This is a genomic window from Luteitalea sp. (assembly GCA_009377605.1).
In the GTDB taxonomy this organism is placed as follows: Bacteria; Acidobacteriota; Vicinamibacteria; order Vicinamibacterales; family Vicinamibacteraceae; genus WHTT01.
In genome coordinates, this window is sequence record WHTT01000004.1 from 39,639 (window position 1) to 57,218 (window position 17,580).

The following is a 17,580-nucleotide window of genomic DNA, read 5'->3' on the forward strand; positions in this document are numbered from 1 at the left end:
TGCAAATTGCTCATCCAAAAGCGCTCATCCGCCTACGGCCGTTTCTCCGAGCCCTCGTCCGCCGGTGCCACGGCCGCAATAGCGTCGAGATCGTGTCGCTCGAGCGCCTGATTGAAAGCTGTCAGATCACGATCGATGAGTGTCTGTAGCTGCCGAAGCTCGGTATCCAGGCTGGCGCTGAGCTGCTCGAACAGCGCCTCGCTCTGGGCCGTTGGCCGCCCGTCGGCGCTCTCCACCACACCTTGCAGCGCGGCAAGCTTGTTGTTCAACCGAATACCGTAGTTGAGCGCATCCTGATTGCTCTTCAAGCGGTACTGGTAGATCGCGCCCTCGACCTCCGTCAGCTTCTGCGCGAGCGCCTTCGCGTCCGCCGTCAGATTCGCGTCGCCCGCCTGCTTCGTGCGATCGTCGATCTGCGCTCTAACATGGCGGATGTTGACGACGGCGTCGTGCGCTTCGCTCACCCGCTGATTGATCCGCTGAGCCAGCTCGAATTGCGCCGTCAGGTCGTCCGCCGTCATGTTTGCCCGGGGATCTGCCGCTGTCGAGAACGATGCTTCCTTCGTCTGGCCGTCTGCCGTGACGCGCACTCGATAGGTGCCCGGCAGCGCGAGCGGACCGCGTACGTTCCCCGCCCACATAATGAGGCCTTCGAACTTGCGAGCATCTTCATGCCGCATGTCCCAAGAAAGGCGGTTGACGACCGCCTTCGTTCCCACGCGAACGGGTGGTGCTCCGGGCCCACGCTCTTCTTCTTCCTCTTCCTCTTCTTCCTCTTCCTCCTCGCCCTCTTTCTGTTTCTCTTTCTCGCCTTCATCCGAGTCGCCCGACCTGGAGGTCGCGCCCGCACCTGATTGTTCGTCTTGTGCCTGTCCGGTCTTGTCTGTCTCCGATCCCGACGGCTCCTCTGCAGCCTCTTCGTCCGTATCCGATTCGTCGGTGCTCTCTTGTTTCGCCGTCGTGCTGCTGTATCGGCGTATCACCTGACCACTCTCGTCGAGGATCTCGACACTCACCTCTTTCGCATCTTCCGCAAGGTAGTAGTCGATGGTCACTCCGTTGTCGACTCGGCGAATCGCCTCGCGCGGCGTGAAGAGATGAAAGCTGCTCGTCGCCAGCTCGGGTCGCAGCTGCCGCAACACCTCGATGTCGTCGAGCACGTAGAACGACCGGCCATGCGTGCCGATCACGAGATCCTGCGCGGTCGACACGATGCCGTGCACCGGTGTCACGGGCAGCTTCAGACGCAGCCCCTGCCACGATCCGCCGTCGTCGAACGACACGTAGATCCCGTGCTCAGTGCCGAGGTACAGCAAGCCGGGACGCTCGATGTCCTCGCGGACGACGCGTGCGAAATCATCGGGTGGTAAGCCACCGACAATCGTCGTCCAGGTCTGACCATAGTCGTCCGTTTTGTAGACGTACGGCGCCCGATCGGCGCGTTGATACCGGTTGGCGGCGAGGTACGCGGTTCCGGCCTTGTGCGGCGATGCCTCAATCAGGCTGATCCGCGCGAACTCGGACAGGTCGGGCGGTGTGATCTCCTGCCAGCTCTTGGCGCCGTCGCGTGTGATGTGCACGACACCGTCGTCGGAGCCGACCCAGATGACGTCTGGCTCGTGCTTGGAGGGGGCGATGGTGAAGATCGTTGCATACGTTTCGACGCCGGTTTGGTCGAGCGTGATCGGCCCGCCCGACGGCTCCATCGTCGACGGGTCATGGCGTGTGAGATCCGAGCTGATGCGCTGCCAGCTCTGTCCCTCATCCGTGCTCCGCCAGAGATGCTGCGACCCCGTATAGAGCACATTGGCGTCCAATGGCGAGAAGACGATCGGATACGTCCACTGGAATCGCTCCGTAATCTCCCCGGAGCTGTGGCCCATCGGATTGTCGGGCCAAACCGTGACGGTGCGTGATAGGCGGGTGCGCCGGTCATAGCGCGTCATCGTGCCGCCGTAGCACCCGGCAAAGAAGACGTCCGAATCCTTCGGTGACTGCGCGATGTACCCGCTCTCGCAGCCACCGACCGGATAGAGCGCAGCCTCGCCGCCCCCACTGCCGCCTGGGCCGCGGCCCGGTGGCGCGCTCGACACGCACGCCGTCGAGTTGTCCTGCTGTGCGCCGCAGATGTGGTACGGGACGTCGTCCGTGACGAACGCGTTATAGAACTGTGCCGTCGGGAAATCCTGTTCCGTCCAACTCTCACCGCCGGTGACGGAGACGTTCGCCCCGCCGTCGTTGGCCTCGACCATGCGCTTTGGATCATCCGGGGCAATCCACAGGTCGTGGTTGTCGCCGTGCGGAACGCGAATCGTCTTGTAGGTCTTGCCCCCGTTGGTCGAACGGTAGAAGCCAGTGTTGAGCACGTAGACCGTGTCCTCGGCCTTGGGATCGGCGTAGATGCGCGTGTAGTAGAACGCGCGCTGCCGAAGCTTCCGATCGTCACTCATCAGCGTCCACGTATCTCCGCCGTCGTCCGACTTGAGCACACCGCCGTCCTCGGCCTCCACGATTGCGTAGACGCGGTTGCTGTCGGCGCCGGACACCGACAGGCCGATCTTGCCGATGACGCCCTTCGGCAATCCAGGGTTGCGCGTGAGCTCCGTCCAGGTCGCACCCTCGTCTGTCGACTTGAACAGACCACTGCCAGATCCGCCGCTGGAGAGCGAGTGCGGTGTGCGGAACACCTCCCACAGCGCTGCATAGACGATGTTGGCGTTCTGTGGATCGAGCACGAGATCGACCGCGCCGCTTTTGTCATCACGGAAGAGGACCTTCTCCCACGTCTGACCTCCGTCCGTGGATCGGTAGACGCCTCGATCGGGCGTGGCACGATACGGGTCCCCGAGCGCCGCGACGTAGACGATCTCTGGGTTCGTGGGATGCACCCGGACGCGCGCCACCGCCATCGTCTTTTCGAGCCCAACGGGCGTCCAGGTCTTGCCGGCATCGGTCGACTTATAGACGCCGTCTCCTTGGATGATGTTGCCGCGCAACTGTGTCTCTCCCATACCGACGTAGACGATGTCTGGGTTGGAGGGAGCGACGGCGACAGCGCCCACCGACGAGGTCTTGAACGCCTCATCGGACACGGGTTCCCAGGTCACACCACCGTCGGTGGTTTTCCAGAGGCCGCCTCCGGTAGCACCGAAGTAATACTCGAGCGTGCGCGAGCTCCCCGCGACTGCCGTCGAGCGCCCACCCCGATGCGGACCGACGCTTCGCCATTCGAGTGCCGAGAAGAACGCCGCCGGATACTTCGAGTTGCCGGCCTCTTGACCGGCAAGGATGGTCGTGGCACACACTACTATCAGAGCCGAGCTCAAGCTCAGGACTCGACGCATCGCTGTAGCCTCCTCCATCGACCCGGCCCGGGCAGAAGCGCAGAAGGTTCACTTGCTTCCATCAGGCCGGCCTCGTGGGAAACCCCGCAAGAAAGAGAACACACACCGGCGTGCCAGAACCCAGGCTGGCTGACACGCCTGACTTGCCCCGCCGAGGCGCTGAGCGCGACAGCGGACTTGTCTCGCCGAGGCACTGAGCGCGACAGCGGACTTGTCTCGCCGAAGCGGCGCAGCCGCGAAGGCGGACCGGTGGGGTGAGACGGGTATGCTAATGCGGCACCGACTCGTTGGCAAGCCAGGCACGAACGTCGGCTAGCTGAGCTGCGACCGCCTGTGGCGCAGTCGATTGCGGTGTTGTGCGCGCCGCAATCGAGGTCTGCGGCGAAACGACCTGGCCAATGTCGGCGCCGAACAACCCACTGAAGCGTTGCCAGTCGTCGATGCCGAGCATGTCGAAGCTGCGGCCATCGGCCACCAACTCGCGCACCATGTTGCCGACCGTCTCGTGCGCCTCCCGAAACGACATCCCTTTCTTGACGAGATAATCTGCGACGTCGGTGGCAAGAAGAAGCCCGGAAGCCGCCGTGCCCGTGACCTGGCGGTTCACACGGAGGGTCGAGACGACGGCACGCGCCGCGAGCAGACAGCCCAACAGCGTGTCCTCGGCGTCGAAGAGCGCTTCTTTGTCCTCTTGCAAGTCTTTGTTGTACCCGGACGGCAAGCCCTTCATCGTCGTGAGCCACCCGACCAACCGACCAATCACGCGGCCCGCCTTGCCGCGCGCCAGCTCCATCGGGTCAGGATTCTTCTTTTGAGGCATGAGGCTGCTGCCCGTGCAAATGCGATCGTCCAGATCGAAGAACGCGAATTCCTCGGAGCTGAAGAGAATCACATCCTCGGCCAGTCGGCTCACGTGCAGCATGGCGAGGGCGCACGCATGGAGGAAAGCAGCGACAAAGTCACGGTCTGCCGTGGCGTCCAGGCTGTTGGCGACGATGCGTGAGAAGCCGAGGCGGGAGGCCAACCGTGCCGGATCGACGCCGTAGGAGTTGCCGGCCACGGCACCGGAGCCCAGGGGCATGGCGTCTGCCTCGTCGCGAGCCACGTCGAACCGCGAACACGCGCGGCGAAGCGCCGCGGCATGCGCGAGCCAATAGTGGGCCTCGAGTATCGGCTGCGCCCGACGCAAGTGCGTGTAGGCCGGCATGAGCGCCATACCAGCGTCCTCGGCGCGTTCCGCAAAGCTCGCCACCAAGGCGCGCATCGCGTCCTGGACGACAGGAATCCTGCGCTTGACGTACATTCGGAGGTCCAGCGCGACCTGTTCATTACGGGATCGGCCCGTGTGCAGGCGCTTCCCACGCTCGCCGACGCGCGAGACGAGCTGCCGTTCCACGAACGAGTGCACGTCTTCGTCCGCGCCGCTGACAAACGACACGTCGCGCTGGCCATCTTCAAGCATGGCCTGAAGCGCATCGTCAATCGCCTGGTGCTCCTCGACGCTCAGCACACCGACGCGAGCCAGCTCCTCGGCCCACGCGAGGCTGCCTCGCACATCGTCTTCGAAAAGGCGGCGGTCGAAGCGGAATGATGCCCCCCATTCGAGAACTGCAGCGTCAGGTTCGCCGGCAAACCGGCCGGACCAGAGAGTAGGCATAGAAAGGTCTCTGCTTCAGCGACAGGTTCAGCGGGGTGACAAGGTGATGGGTGACAAGGTGACCCGGTGACAAGGTGACCGGGTAATTTGGTGCGCTGGCGGTTGGGCTCGGACGGTGTCTTGCATCGTTATCCCCGGCACTCATTGGGGTTGTCAATCGCACCGGCTGTAGCTGTCAGCCCGTCACCCCGTCACCCTGTCACCCCGTCACCCTGTCACCCCTTCACCCTGTCACCCCTCACCCGGTCACCCCCTCACCCGGTCACCCTGTCACACCCTCCATCACCCCTTCACCCCGGCTCGCCACCCTCGGTCGCGCCTCCTGGAGGAGAAGGTCGCCGCTCGACAGCTCGAAGCGCAGGGAGCCACTGACCGTTGCCAGCGCACGCGCGGTGAAGGCGTCGATCGCCTCTCGCTCGGGCGAGAACCACGCGCCGTCATGCAGAAGATCGATATAGGCACGTGCGAGCGACCGCCGCAATTCGAGGAGGCGCGGCGACAAGCACAGGGACTCGAGCGCTTTGAACGCACGGCTGAGGACCGTGGCCGCCGGCGCGTGCCAGCCGAATGCATCGACAGGCATGGCGCTCAGGATTGCGTCGAGGCTCCCAATGAGCTCGAGAAACGCCATCGACACGCCGTTGACCGCATCCGGCACGCCGTTCTGCACGCTGATCTCCACCACAGCGCGCTCGGTCGGCACGTGTACTACCGCCCCTTCCGCGCCGGGCGGGCGGCCCGTTTGGTCGCTACCGGCGGTCGCGAACACTGGTCGCCCCCACAGCGTGGACGCACTCCGCGGCCAATCAGCCTCACCCGCGTCTGCCAGACCGAGCTCGGCTGCCGCGCGCGCCCGCTCTTCGGGTGACATCGCGTCGGCGAGCGACGGCAGCACCGGCGTGGCCGTACGCGAAGCGAGAAGTCGTGGCACCCGCTCGGCCGTGCCGCCATGCGCGATCGCGGAGGCCTGCTCCATGGCCGCCACGTCGGCGACGAGCCACGCGACGAGCGGCGACGTGAGTGGCCTCACGAGCGGATCCTCGTGGTCGAGAGAGATCGCGCCAGCGCGAAGCGCCGGCAACACCAGCTGCTCCGCCAATCGGTCGCGGGCATCAATCACGTGCGCGCGCGCCGCGCCCGCGGCCAGTGCTTGTTCTCGCACGTCCGCGAGATTGGCCGGCTGACCGAGGTCCAGCGTGACGGTCACGACCTCAGCACTGTACCGGGTCGCGAGCCAAGGAATCGCGACGAGCGTCGGCGAGTCGCCATCGTGCGCAAGCAGAATACGGTTCACTGTTCAGACCTAAGGACTCGTCTGGAAATACGGTTACTCAGGGGTTGCTCCATCCACTTCCGCGACCGACCCACCTGCGGTCCAGCGCTTCATGCGTGCGACACAGAGATCCGCCTGGCGCGCATCGCGGGCAATGACCAGAATCGTATCGTCGCCGGCGATCGTGCCAACGACTTCCGGCAGCTCGGCGTGGTCGATTGCAAGGGCGAGCGGCTGCGCCTGTCCGGGATCCGTCCGCAGCACGATGAGCTGCTCCACGCGATCGAGCCGACGCAGGTACGACAGGACAGTCCGACGCAACGTCGCCTCCGCCGCGTCGGGCCTTCCGACCAGGTTCGGCCCAGGGCGCTTGTACGCGCCGTCGGAAGCCCGTTTGACGAGGCCGAGGTCCTTTATATCGCGTGAGAGCGTCGCCTGCGTGACGTCAATTCCCTGACGCAGCAATCGCATCCTGAGCTGTTCCTGGCTCGCAACGACCTCTCGGTCGACGACGTCCAGGATGACGGCCTGGCGAAAGGCCTTCGTGGCTCCGATGGCCGAGACTTCGGTCATGTCTGTAGGTCACGCAACGACATCGAACGGCCGCCTCGGCGAGGCGGCCCTACCGCCGCGTCCACATGCGGTGTAGGCCGCTCGCCGAGCGCGCCGTTGCCTGCATGTTTATACATGCCAACGCATAGTCTACACGAACGGCCCATTTGATACCTGAATATTTCTTGACACTGTCAACGGGGCGTGCGTATTATTGGGGTTCGTCCTGTATGAGTATTCCATGACAGAGCGCTCTTCGGTCAGTGTCGGCATCGTCGGTGCGACAGGCTACGCCGGTCAGGAGCTGGTGCGTCTCCTGGCAAGGCACCCGCAGACGGCGCTGCTGGCGGTGAGCGCGTCCGGTGAAACGAATGGCCCGCGCCGCCTCCCGGCGCTTGCGCGGATCTGGGACGGTGAGGTGACCCCGTACGGCTCGACCAGCTTCGACGGAATCGATGCCGTCTTTCTCGCCCTGCCAGAAGCCTTGGCTGCTGAGCTCGCGCCGACGCATCTCGACGCCGGTCGTCGCGTCTTCGATCTCTCCGGCGCTTATCGACTTCGGGACGCCGTCGTCCGGCAGCGCTTCTATCCGAGCACACCGGATCCGCTTCCCGAGGGCACGCTGTACGCGCTGCCCGAGCTGGCGCGCGACGGGCTGCCTGAGGCGCGCCTCGTGTCCTGCCCTGGCTGCTATCCGACCGCGGCGCTGCTCGGGATTGGTCCGCTCGCAAAGGGCGGCCTCCTGGAGGGCGACGTCATTGTCGACGCCAAATCGGGCATCTCGGGCGCAGGCAAGGCACCCAGCGAACGCACCCACTTCTCCGAGAATCACGGCAGCGTTGCCGCATACGGGCTCTTCACGCACCGACATGCGCCCGAGATGGAGCAGGCGCTGGGGCTGCCCGTGACGTTCGTGCCGCACCTGGTTCCACTCGACCGCGGCCTGCTCGCGACGATCTACGCGCGCGTCGCGCCCGGCGTCGAGGGTGCGGATCTTACGGTGTGCTACGAGGCGGCATACCGCGACGCTGCCTTCGTGCGTTTGACGGGAGACCAGCGTCTGCCCGAGATCAAGCACGTCGCGCACACGAATTTCTGCGACATCGGCTGGCGGCTGGACCGAGCGACACGACGCCTGACGGTCGTCGCTTGTATCGACAACCTGCTGAAGGGCGCCGCCGGTCAGGCGGTGCAGAACTTCAACCTCGCGTATGGGTTTTCGGAGTGCGACGGCCTGTTGTGAGACGTCGCCGGAGACCGAAGTGGAGACTGCAGTGCAGGTCGTGAAGCTTGGCGGCGAGCTCCTCGAGGAGCCGGCGCGTGTCGCCGCGCTCGCGGGGCGCTTGGCGCGGCTCGCACAATCTGCGCCGCTTGCGGTGGTGCACGGCGGCGGTCGTGAGATCGACGCCGAGCTCAGTCGCCGCGGCCTCGCGAAACGCGCGGTGGACGGGCTGCGCGTGACCGATCGGGCAACGCTCGACGCTGTGGTGGCGGTGCTCGGCGGTCTGGTGAACACGCGCCTTGTGTCGGCGCTGGTTGCTGAGGGCGCGCGTGCGGTGGGCTTGACCGGAGTCGATGGGGCATGGGGCCTCGCCGAGAAGGCCCCGCCGCACCAAGCAACCGATGGGCGCCTGATCGACCTTGGCCTCGTGGGGATGCCGATTGGCCAGTCGCGGACATCGTTATTGTCCGATCTCATCGGCCTGGGCTATGTGCCAGTCGTGGCGAGCCTCGGCGTGGACGCCGGTGGCCAGGTGTTGAACATCAACGCCGATACGCTGGCTGCACACGTGGCCTCGATCCTGTGCGCAAAGACGCTCTGGGTGGCAGGCAGCACGCCGGGCGTGCTCGACTCGACCGGCGAGACCATCGCGACGCTCACCGGCGACGAGGCGCACGCCATGATGGCGGACGGCTCGGCCTCGGCCGGCATGGTGGCGAAGCTCACGGCATGTCTCTCGGCGCTTGATTCAGGCGTGAGTGACGTTCGCATCATCGACGGCCGCGATGAAGAGCTCGATACGGCGCCAGGCACACGTGTCATGAGTGCCGATGGTGAGACGGGGCCAGAGCCCCGCCCTTCCTACTACCTACGTCGCTGAAGGTAGGGCGCGTCAGCCTCCCGCGCCGTCACGGCCGCCTCGGCGAGGCGGCCCTACCTAGATGTTTTCAGGCGGATCAGAAAGCGGACAGGAATGGCTTCAGTAACCCAACAGCATTCGACGTCACCAGTCGCGGCGAGCGACGTCCGGGCACTGGAAGCACGCCACATCGTGCAGACCTATCGCCGTGTGCCCGTCGTCTTCGTGCGTGGCGAGGGAGTGCGGCTCTACGACAGCGAGGGAAACGAGTATCTCGATCTGCTGTCCGGTATTGGAGTCGCCGCCGTGGGCCACGGCAACGCCCAGCTCGCAGACGCGCTATCGGAACAGGCGCGGACGCTGGCGCACACGTCCAACCTGTACTTCCATCCGCTCCAGGGTCAGGTGGCCGCCCGGCTTGCAGCTCTTTCTGGCTTGCCGCGTGCGTTCTTTTGCAATAGCGGCACCGAGGCGGTCGAGGCGTGTCTGAAGTTCGCGCGTCGCTATTGGCACACCGCCGGCACACCTCGTCACGAGATCGTCGCGCTCGAGCATGGCTTTGCGGGGCGCACGTTTGGATCTTTGTCCGTGACCTGGGACGAGCACTATCGCACGCCGTTCGAGCCTCTCCTCCCGGGTGTGCGCTTCGTGCCGGTTGGAGACGAGCAGGCGCTCGGCGCCGCCGTGACGGAGCGAACGGCCGCCATCATCGCAGAGCCGATACAAGGTGAAGGGGGCGTGCGCCCGCTGTCGAGCGCCTTCGCGGCCCTCATGACCGACGTCTGCAAGCAAACCGGCGCCCTGCTCATCGCAGACGAGATCCAGTGCGGCCTGGGTCGTACCGCGAGCCCGTTTTACTTTCAGGCGCTCGGCTTGCAACCGGATCTCGTCTCGGTCGGCAAGGCGCTGGGCGGGGGCATGCCCGTCGGAGCGGCCCTGCTCTCGGAGCGGGTAGCTTCGGCGGTGTCGTATGGCGATCACGGTACGACGTATGGCGGCAACCTATTGGCGTGTCGCGCCGCGCTCTTCGTCCTCGACGCGCTGACCGGAGCTTCGGACACGGCCACGCCGGCGGGAGGCTTGCTCGCACATCTCCAGCGACTAGCGCCGCGGGTAGAAACGCGCCTCCGGGAGATCGCGGCACGCCATCCAATGGTCGTTGATGTGCGTGGGGCTGGCCTCATGTGGGGTCTAGAGCTCGATCGTGACGCCGCACCCGTCGTGGAAGCCGCCTTCGCGCGCGGCCTGCTCGTCAACCGGACCGCAGAACGCGTCGTCCGATTGCTGCCTCCGTACGTCATCACGGAGGGCGACCTCGGAGTGGCGCTGACGCGCCTCGACGCCGCGTTCACGGCCGTAGAGTCGAGCTCGTCGCCGGGCGCTGTCGATTCGACACCGCAAGCCAGCCCGCAAGCCAGCCCGCGAGCCAGCACAGAGACGGAGGCGCAGAACTGATGGCTGTTGCCGCATCTGTGGCCCTGGAGGGTCTCCGGCCGGTTCGGGACAACGCAGCCGGTCTGGCGGTCTCACCGTCGAGCGGCAGCCTCGCGGCACCCCGTGTGTCGCGGCAGCTGGCGAACGGCTGCACGATTCGCACAGGAATGCCGGCGGACGCTCCCTTCGTGCATGCCCTCATTGGTTCCAACCTGGAGCTCGGCCACCTCCTGCCCCGCACGCTTGGCGAGTTGGAAATTCACGCCACGCGCTTCTCGGTCATCGAGCGAGAGGGGCGCGTGGTGGGCTGCGCAGAGCTGGCCTCATTGAGCTCCTCGGTCGCGGAGGTGCGGTCCCTCGTCGTAGCCCAGGCGGCGCGCGGTCAAGGGCTCGGCACGGCGCTCGTCGAGGAGCTGTCGGCGCGCGCACGACGCGAGGGCGTCTCGACTCTGTGCGCGTTCACGCACCACCCGGCGCACTTCGTGCGGCTCGGATTCTCCATCGTCCCGCACGTGTGGCTGCCGGAAAAGATCGCGCGCGACTGCACTGCCTGCGCGAAGTTCCGTACGTGCGGTCAGTATGCTGTCGTGTTGCACCCGGCGAGGACGCGTGCCGCGGGAGCGCACGCCACGCGGTCCAGCCGCGGGGAGACGAGCGTGCCCCGCGTAGGGCGCGCAATCGGCGCACGACCGCTGCGCATGGCGCGGGCGGCTGTGCGGGTCCCAGCGCGATGACCGTTGGTCTCGGACGCGGCGTCACCGCCTCGCGGGGGTTTCGGGCCGCGGGCGTCCCCTGTGGCATCAAGGCGGGCGGGCGTGATCTTGCCTTGGTGGTGTCGGAGGAGGTGGCAAGCGCGGCAGCACTGTTCACGACGAATCTGGCCGTTGCTGCCCCGGTGCTCATCTCGCGCGAGCATCTGCACGCCACCGGTGGTCGTGCGCGCGCCCTCGTCACGAACAGCGGCTGTGCCAACGCGTGCACTGGCGACGCAGGGCTCAAGGCCGCGGCGCTCATGGCGTCGGCGGTCGCCCGTGCGATTGGCTGCGAGGCCGAAGAGGTCCTCGTCGCCTCAACCGGCGTCATCGGCGTGCCGCTCGACGTGCACAAGGTCGCCGCGGGGATCAGCGCAGCGGCGGAGCAGCTCGATGTGGCCGGCGGCGGCGATGCCGCCGAAGCGATCATGACGACGGATGCCTTTCCGAAGACGCATGCGTTGGAGGTGTCGATTGGCTCGGGCAGGTTCCGCGTCGGCGGCATGGCGAAAGGCGCCGGCATGATCGAGCCGAATCTGGCCACGATGCTGGCCTTCTTGACGACCGATGCGGGCGTGGAGCCGGGGTTGCTACGAAGCGCGCTGATCGATGCCTGCGAGAGCACGTTCAACGCCATCACCGTCGATGGTGAATGCTCGACCAATGACTCGGTGTTCCTGCTTGCGAACGGGGCAAGCGGCGTCACGGTCGAGCGAGAGAACTACGATGCGCTCGTGGAGGGCCTCCGGGCCGTCTGCCGGCAGTTGGCGACCGAGATCGTGCGTGGGGCCGAAGGTGCGACCAAGCTCGTGACCGTGCGGGTGACGGGTGCACGCACGTACGAGGAGGCGAAACGCGCCGCCCGTGCGCTGGCCAATTCGCTGCTCGTGAAGACGGCGCTGCATGGCGGCGATCCCAACTGGGGACGTCTGCTGGCGGTGGCTGGGCGGGCCGGCGTGGCGTTCTCACTGCCCGCGGCTCGCGCTGCGCTCGGTCCGGTCGTCTTGTTCGAGCACGGGCGCTCGTACGACGAGCGGTCGCCGGAAGCGGCCCGCTATCTGCAGGGTCGTGAGGTGACGGTGACCGTCGATCTCGGCGCCGGCGGACACGAAGAGGCCACGCTGTGGACGTGTGACCTCAGCGCGGAGTACGTGCGAATCAACTCTGAGTATCGAACGTGAGGAGCGTCATCATGCGTCCTGGATCAGTGCCTACATCACGCACCGTTCCCTTCCGCACACGGGTGGCGAAGGCATCAGCGCGACCGCCGGTCGTGCGGCTGGCGCGGAAGGACTTCATCTCGGTGCTCGATCTCGACCCTGATTCGCTCGAGGCGTGCTTGCGCCTGGCGACCCACTTGAAGCAGGAGCGCCAGATGGCGCGCCGTGTGGCCTCCACGCAGGGACTCGCTGGTCATCACGTCGCGCTCCTGTTCGAAAAGCCATCCCTTCGTACCCGGTCGACGTTCGAGATCGCGGTGCGGGAGCTTGGCGGCGAGGCGATCTGCCTGGGCCAGGAGGTTGCCTTCGGCGGGCGCGAAGACGAGGCGGATGTCGCGCGGAATCTCGAGCGCTGGGTCTCGGCCCTCGTCTTGCGGACCTTCGCGCAGGCGCGGCTCGTCTCCTTTGCAGCGGCCGCGCCGCGCCTTCACGTTGTCAACGCACTGACCGACGAGGAACATCCTTGCCAGGCCCTTGCGGACGTGCTGACGCTCCGCGAGCATCTCGGCGACGTGCGCGGTCGCACGATTGCGTTCGTCGGCGATGGTAACAACGTCGCCACCTCGCTTGCGCACGCAGCCGTCATGCTTGGGGCACACGTTCATGTGGCCTCCCCGGAAGGATACGAGCTGCCCGAGCGAGTGCTCGCCGAAGCCGCGGGCGTTGCGCGCTTCGGCGCCGAGGTGCGGCGCTTTCGTGAGCCTCAGGAGGCAGTACGTGGCGCGTCGGCACTCTACACCGACACCTGGACGTCCATGGGCCAAGAGGCGGAGGCAGAGCGGCGCGCCCGCATCTTCGCGCCCTATCAAGTCAATGCGGCATTGATGGCCGAGGCCGGCCCGGATGCGCTGTTCATGCACTGCCTGCCGGCGCACCGGGGCGAGGAGGTGACCGACGAAGTCATGGACGGACCCGCTTCGGTGGTCTTCGACCAGGCCGAGAATCGCCTGCACGTGCAGAAGGCCTTGCTCCTGATGCTGCTGTCATAGAGACGCGCGCGCTCACGTGAGCTCACGGCCGCGGGTCTCTGGAATGATGAACCAGAAGAGCGATGCGGCCACGAACGCCGTCGCGGTCAACAGGAACGCGAAGGCGAATCCGCGCGTCTGAGAAAGCGACCCCACGGCGAACGGTGCAAACGCCGATGCGACCCGCCCGAGGTTGTAAGTGAAGCCCAATGCCGTGGCCCGTAGCGACGTCGGATAGATCTCGGCCGCCACGGCACCAAAGCCACTGAAGTAGCCGGTGCCGAAGAAAGCAACAAACGGACCGAGCAAGAACAACAGCGGCGGGGCCCCTGTAATCGCGTAGAGCGACATGAGCACTGCCGCCGTGAGCAAGTACGTCACATAGGTACGCTTGCGCCCGACACGGTCGCTGACGTACCCAAACGTGACATAGCCAAACCACATCCCCACCTGCATCACTACGACGAAGAGGCTCATCGTCTCGGTCGCCAGTCCTACCCCGCCGTCGGCCGACGGCAGCGACAGATACGCGGGGATCCAGAGGTTGAAGCCCCACCAGGCAAACAGGGTGCAGGCATTCATGAGCGTAAGGGCGAGCGTCAGACGAAGGAGTGGAGGGCGGAGGAAGGAAAAGGAACCGGGCGGGGAAAAGGGGACTGCCCCGTTTTTCGACGGCGTGAGTTCCCGAAAAAGGGGGCTGTCCCCTTTTCCCCGCGTGCCTTTTTCTCGCCAGATGGCGGGCTCGGGGATATTGCGACGGACCCAGAGCGTCAGGAGCGCTGGCAGGATGCCGACGAAGAAGACAGCGCGCCAACCCCATCGAGGCAGGACGACCGCCGTGACAAGGGCAGCCAGGGCAAAGCCAATGGCCCACGCGCTCTGCACCAGCGCGAGCGCCTTGCCGCGGTGCTTTGCAGGCCAGGTCTCCGACACCAGCGCCGCCCCGCACGCCCATTCTCCTCCCATGCCCAATCCGAGAAAGGCGCGGAATACGGCAAGCTGCCAGACCGACGTGGCGAGCCCGCAGAGCGCCGTGAACACCGAGTAGATGAGGACGCTCAGCGTGAGCGCACGGACGCGGCCCACACGGTCGGCCATCAGGCCAAACAGCGCGCCGCCAATCGCGGAGGCCACAAGCGTGATCGAGCCGAGCCAGCCGGCAGTCACATGGCTCAAGCCCAGGTCCTCGATGAGCGACGCCAGGACGAGCGCGTAGAGCATCACGTCGAACGCGTCGAGCATCCAACCCAGCGCTGCAGCGATGAGCGCACGCCGGGCGACTGCGCTCCCGCTACGCCACCAGTCGAGCATCGGTCGTGGTGCCAATCAAGGAGGCGAGGACCTTTCGGAAGGGAGTCTAGCCGAGCCGGAGTCGCAGGGCCAAAAAACAAAAGGGACACGGCCTGATGGCTGTGTCCCTCTGTTTGCCGCCGCCGGTCTCCCCAGCGAGTTGCGGCCCCACACCGCAGTGCCGGCCGACGACGAGTAGAAGAGACGCAACTCGCGTGCCAGCACTAAATTGGCCTAAGACCTTGAATCAGGTGTAATAACAGTATTACTCCCTTACAGTACTGTAAGATGCCGTCAAAAATGGGACAGCTTCTCGACCGCTCGACCTTAGAACGCGCCTTCTGGATACTGGAGGGCGAGGCGAAGCTCCTTGGCGAGCTGGTCGACGCCGGAGCCGTTCCGCGTCCAGGCACCCTCGGTCTCGAAGCGGAGGTCGCCAATGCGCCGGCCCCAAGGGGCGATGACGCGTCCAATGGCGCGGGAATCGGTCCGGTCTGCGCGCTCCTGGTCGAGCCGGCGAACGACGTCCGGTGCGACGCGGATGAATGCGCGGAGCGCCGGTGCGGTTCTAATGCTGTACTTGCGGCCGTTCCATGCGCCGTGGAAAATCTGGGCAATCTGCCGAAAGTAGTTGACGAAGAACCGCTTGGATTCGTCCCTGAACTCGCTCGCCTTTTGGCCGCCTCCGAATGCCTCTGCCTCGAGGAGCTTCTTGAGCTCTTGCGCGAGCGGGGCCTGTGCCACCTTGCCCGTACCCACGCCTAGGAGCTTGATCTGCCCGCGCAGCGCGGACTCCTCTCGCTCGCTCAGAGCGCGGATGACGTCGTGCCCGGCGGCCAGATTGTGGTCTGCGTAGAGCTGGCGGCCCGCCAGCGAGACCAGATGCGATGGATTGAGCCGCGTGTGCTTCGCGTTGATTGTGACGAACATCTGGACCACGTGGTCCTCGGGAAGACGATCGAAGATCACGGCTGGCACGGCGAACTGCTCATGGCCGAACTGCTCCAGATCGCTGTGCAAAGCCAGGAGCCGATGCTGGCCATCGATGGCACGTAGGATGCCTTCGCGCTCCGGCACTTTCAGGACGCCCAGGGAAGGCCAGTCTCCATCCATTGCCTCGAATTTGAGAGGCTCGTCGGACGAGATAATGACGGCCCCTGGAATGGAGGGGAGGTTACGAGCTTCGCGGCACTGCTCGTAGTACTGCACCAATTCCTCGATCTTCTTGCGGATGATCTGTCGCTGGTAGGCTTTCTCGTTTGCGCCGAGCCGCCGCTCCAGTAGATCCCACCGCACTTTCGACCGCGCTGGGCTCGTGCGGCCGCGCACCGCCGGGCCGGGCTGGTCACCATAGCTCAGCACTTCGAAGCGCACGAGCCGGCTCACATCCCGGGCGGTGAGAGATGCTTGGTAGAAGTGAACCCCGAACTGCTCCATCCGAATGGCGGCGACGTTGATCAACGTGACCCCCCCCTATATGTGTGTCGCGCGCGCATTGTATATCGAGGCGCGCGCTTCGTCTCACACCCGTTACCAGACGCCGCTAGCGGCTGCCCTGAGGCAGCCGAATTTCTGCTGCGTCTCGACCGGGTAGGTTCCATCGGGCTCTCGAGGGTCCCGGTGTCCCGGACCGACCTGTACCATGCCGCTACCCAGGTCTTGAGCATCGAGAGCCCCAGTACGAACAGGGCGAAGATGACGAAGCCCCCAGCGAGCCCGGCAAACACGAAGCCTGCCCAGGGAAATAGGGTGAAGTTCGTTCCCCTGGGTGAGGGACGAAGATACCACTCAGCGGCGTCTGGCAAGAAGCTGAGCATCTCCGAGCTGGACGACGGGCGGCCGGCCGCGTCCAGGCACCAAGCACGTGCGCCCCAATCATGATGACCACCGCCATGCCGCGCATCCAGTCGAGGTCGACACGCCGGGCGGAAAAGGGAACGCTTGATTCCTGGAACGTTGACGTCATCTGAGTCTCGAGGTCACGCTCCAACGACCTCGAAGGTCGTCTCGAGATCGATGTCCCGGCGCAGCGAGTGCCACACCGAGCAGTACTTGTCGCGCGAAAGCTGAAGCGCGCGCTCGACCGCCTCGTCAGGCACATCGCCCTTCAGGACGAAGTGCAGCCTCATCCGCGTGTAGTAGGCTGGTGGCCCTTGGGCGCGGTCGGCAGCCAGGCGAACTCCAAGCCCCGCGACGGCCTGTCGGCCGCGGGCGAGAATATGAACCACGTCAATTGCCATACAGCCCGCAAGCCCACAGGCGACCAGCTGCATGGGCGCCATGCCCACCGCGCCGTCACCGTCGATTACGAGCTGATGCCCGTCCGTCCGCGCACCGAAGCGGAGGTCCGATTCCCAGATAAGCTCTACATTGATTGGAGGTTTCTGTTCATCGGCCATACGGCCCCCCATTCTAGCGGGACGACGCTTGCGGCGCGTTCGGCGAACGCGCCCTACCATCGGTGGCAGGCCGCCTCGCCGAGGCGTCCGTTTCGGGGGTCTCGAGCGTTCTAGTGCGAGGCGTAAATGATCAAAGGGCCAGCTAGGTAGAGACCGGGAAGCCTTCGACGCGGTGTGATATGATCGCGAAAAATGAGACTGGATCTCATTCTCAGAGGTTCGTTACCGGCGTGACGTGCCGGTGAAATCACGCGCATCCTCGACGAAGAACAGCTCCGTGCCGACTTCTCCGGCGATCACTGTTTCTCCCGCGCAACCGGTCCGCCTGTCAGAGCTTCGCGCTGGCGCACGCGCACGGGTGCACGCGGCGGACCTCGCTTCTGAAGACTCTGCGCTGCTGCGGGCGATTGGCTTGGCCGAACGCTGCCTCGTGCGCGTCTGCAAGGCAGGGGAGCCGTGTATCGTGCAGGTTGGGGCGACACGGATTGGCCTGTCTGGCATAGTCGCAGGTGGCATCTTCGTCGTTCCCGAGCGGCTCGACTGAGCTGCGGTAGCTACCCGAGGCGCGCGCCTGGACGATCGATGCTGCAGTGTGGTGACCGAGCCACAA

The 17,580-nt window shown here is 65.6% G+C and carries 14 protein-coding genes; 7 read left to right on the forward strand and 7 right to left on the reverse strand.

Annotated features, from left to right (window positions below; translation table 11 throughout):
- Window positions 1-32: 32 nt before the first annotated feature.
- The 4 genes from GEV06_02230 to GEV06_02245 all read right to left on the reverse strand — a co-directional run bounded on the left by GEV06_02230 (window position 33) and on the right by GEV06_02245 (window position 6,847).
- Window positions 33-3,344 carry a glycosyl hydrolase gene (locus GEV06_02230; GenBank protein ID MPZ16723.1) on the reverse strand — a complete coding sequence of 1,104 codons (3,312 nt, stop codon included), beginning with the start codon at window positions 3,342-3,344 and terminating at the stop codon, window positions 33-35.
- Between the two features lie 268 nt (window positions 3,345-3,612).
- Window positions 3,613-5,001, reverse strand: a complete 1,389-nt coding sequence (gene argH, locus GEV06_02235) for an argininosuccinate lyase (protein MPZ16724.1) — start codon at window positions 4,999-5,001, stop codon at window positions 3,613-3,615.
- A gap of 262 nt (window positions 5,002-5,263) precedes the next feature.
- A complete protein-coding gene (locus tag GEV06_02240) occupies window positions 5,264-6,295 on the reverse strand; it encodes a hypothetical protein (GenBank protein ID MPZ16725.1) in 1,032 nt (343 codons plus the stop codon).
- Window positions 6,296-6,328: 33 nt separating this feature from the next.
- Entirely contained in the window at window positions 6,329-6,847 is a 519-nt protein-coding gene (locus GEV06_02245; GenBank protein MPZ16726.1) for an arginine repressor, read from the reverse strand.
- Window positions 6,848-7,067: 220 nt separating this feature from the next.
- On the opposite strand from GEV06_02245, the gene argC reads away from it, so the two are divergent.
- The 6 genes from argC (at window position 7,068) to argF (ending at window position 13,302) form a co-directional block, all read left to right on the forward strand.
- Window positions 7,068-8,069 carry an N-acetyl-gamma-glutamyl-phosphate reductase gene (gene argC / locus GEV06_02250; GenBank protein MPZ16727.1) on the forward strand — a complete coding sequence of 334 codons (1,002 nt, stop codon included), beginning with the start codon at window positions 7,068-7,070 and terminating at the stop codon, window positions 8,067-8,069.
- A complete protein-coding gene (argB, locus tag GEV06_02255) occupies window positions 8,038-8,928 on the forward strand; it encodes an acetylglutamate kinase (protein ID MPZ16728.1) in 891 nt (296 codons plus the stop codon). Before argC ends, argB begins: the two co-directional genes overlap by 32 nt.
- A 93-nt stretch (window positions 8,929-9,021) precedes the next feature.
- Window positions 9,022-10,362, forward strand: coding sequence for an acetylornithine/succinylornithine family transaminase (locus GEV06_02260; GenBank protein ID MPZ16729.1), 1,341 nt, complete (start codon window positions 9,022-9,024; stop codon window positions 10,360-10,362).
- Window positions 10,362-11,075, forward strand: coding sequence for a GNAT family N-acetyltransferase (locus tag GEV06_02265; GenBank protein ID MPZ16730.1), 714 nt, complete (start codon window positions 10,362-10,364; stop codon window positions 11,073-11,075). The genes GEV06_02260 and GEV06_02265 overlap by 1 nt, the downstream gene beginning before the upstream one ends.
- Complete coding sequence (argJ, locus tag GEV06_02270) at window positions 11,072-12,274, forward strand: bifunctional glutamate N-acetyltransferase/amino-acid acetyltransferase ArgJ (GenBank protein MPZ16731.1); 1,203 nt, start codon at window positions 11,072-11,074, stop codon at window positions 12,272-12,274. The genes GEV06_02265 and argJ overlap by 4 nt, the downstream gene beginning before the upstream one ends.
- 11 nt (window positions 12,275-12,285) lie before the next feature.
- Complete coding sequence (gene argF, locus GEV06_02275; protein ID MPZ16732.1) at window positions 12,286-13,302, forward strand: ornithine carbamoyltransferase; 1,017 nt, start codon at window positions 12,286-12,288, stop codon at window positions 13,300-13,302.
- A 12-nt stretch (window positions 13,303-13,314) separates the two neighbouring features.
- On the opposite strand, the gene GEV06_02280 is transcribed toward argF, so the two are convergent.
- From GEV06_02280 to GEV06_02290, 3 genes are all read right to left on the reverse strand, one after another.
- Window positions 13,315-14,592, reverse strand: a complete 1,278-nt coding sequence (locus tag GEV06_02280) for an MFS transporter (GenBank protein ID MPZ16733.1) — start codon at window positions 14,590-14,592, stop codon at window positions 13,315-13,317.
- A gap of 306 nt (window positions 14,593-14,898) precedes the next feature.
- Window positions 14,899-16,032, reverse strand: a complete 1,134-nt coding sequence (locus tag GEV06_02285; protein ID MPZ16734.1) for a DGQHR domain-containing protein — start codon at window positions 16,030-16,032, stop codon at window positions 14,899-14,901.
- Window positions 16,033-16,550: 518 nt separating this feature from the next.
- On the reverse strand, window positions 16,551-17,030 hold the full coding sequence (locus GEV06_02290) for a hypothetical protein (protein ID MPZ16735.1): 480 nt from the start codon (window positions 17,028-17,030) through the stop codon (window positions 16,551-16,553).
- A 142-nt stretch (window positions 17,031-17,172) separates the two neighbouring features.
- On the opposite strand from GEV06_02290, the gene GEV06_02295 reads away from it, so the two are divergent.
- A complete protein-coding gene (locus GEV06_02295) occupies window positions 17,173-17,514 on the forward strand; it encodes a hypothetical protein (protein MPZ16736.1) in 342 nt (113 codons plus the stop codon).
- Window positions 17,515-17,580: the final 66 nt, after the last annotated feature.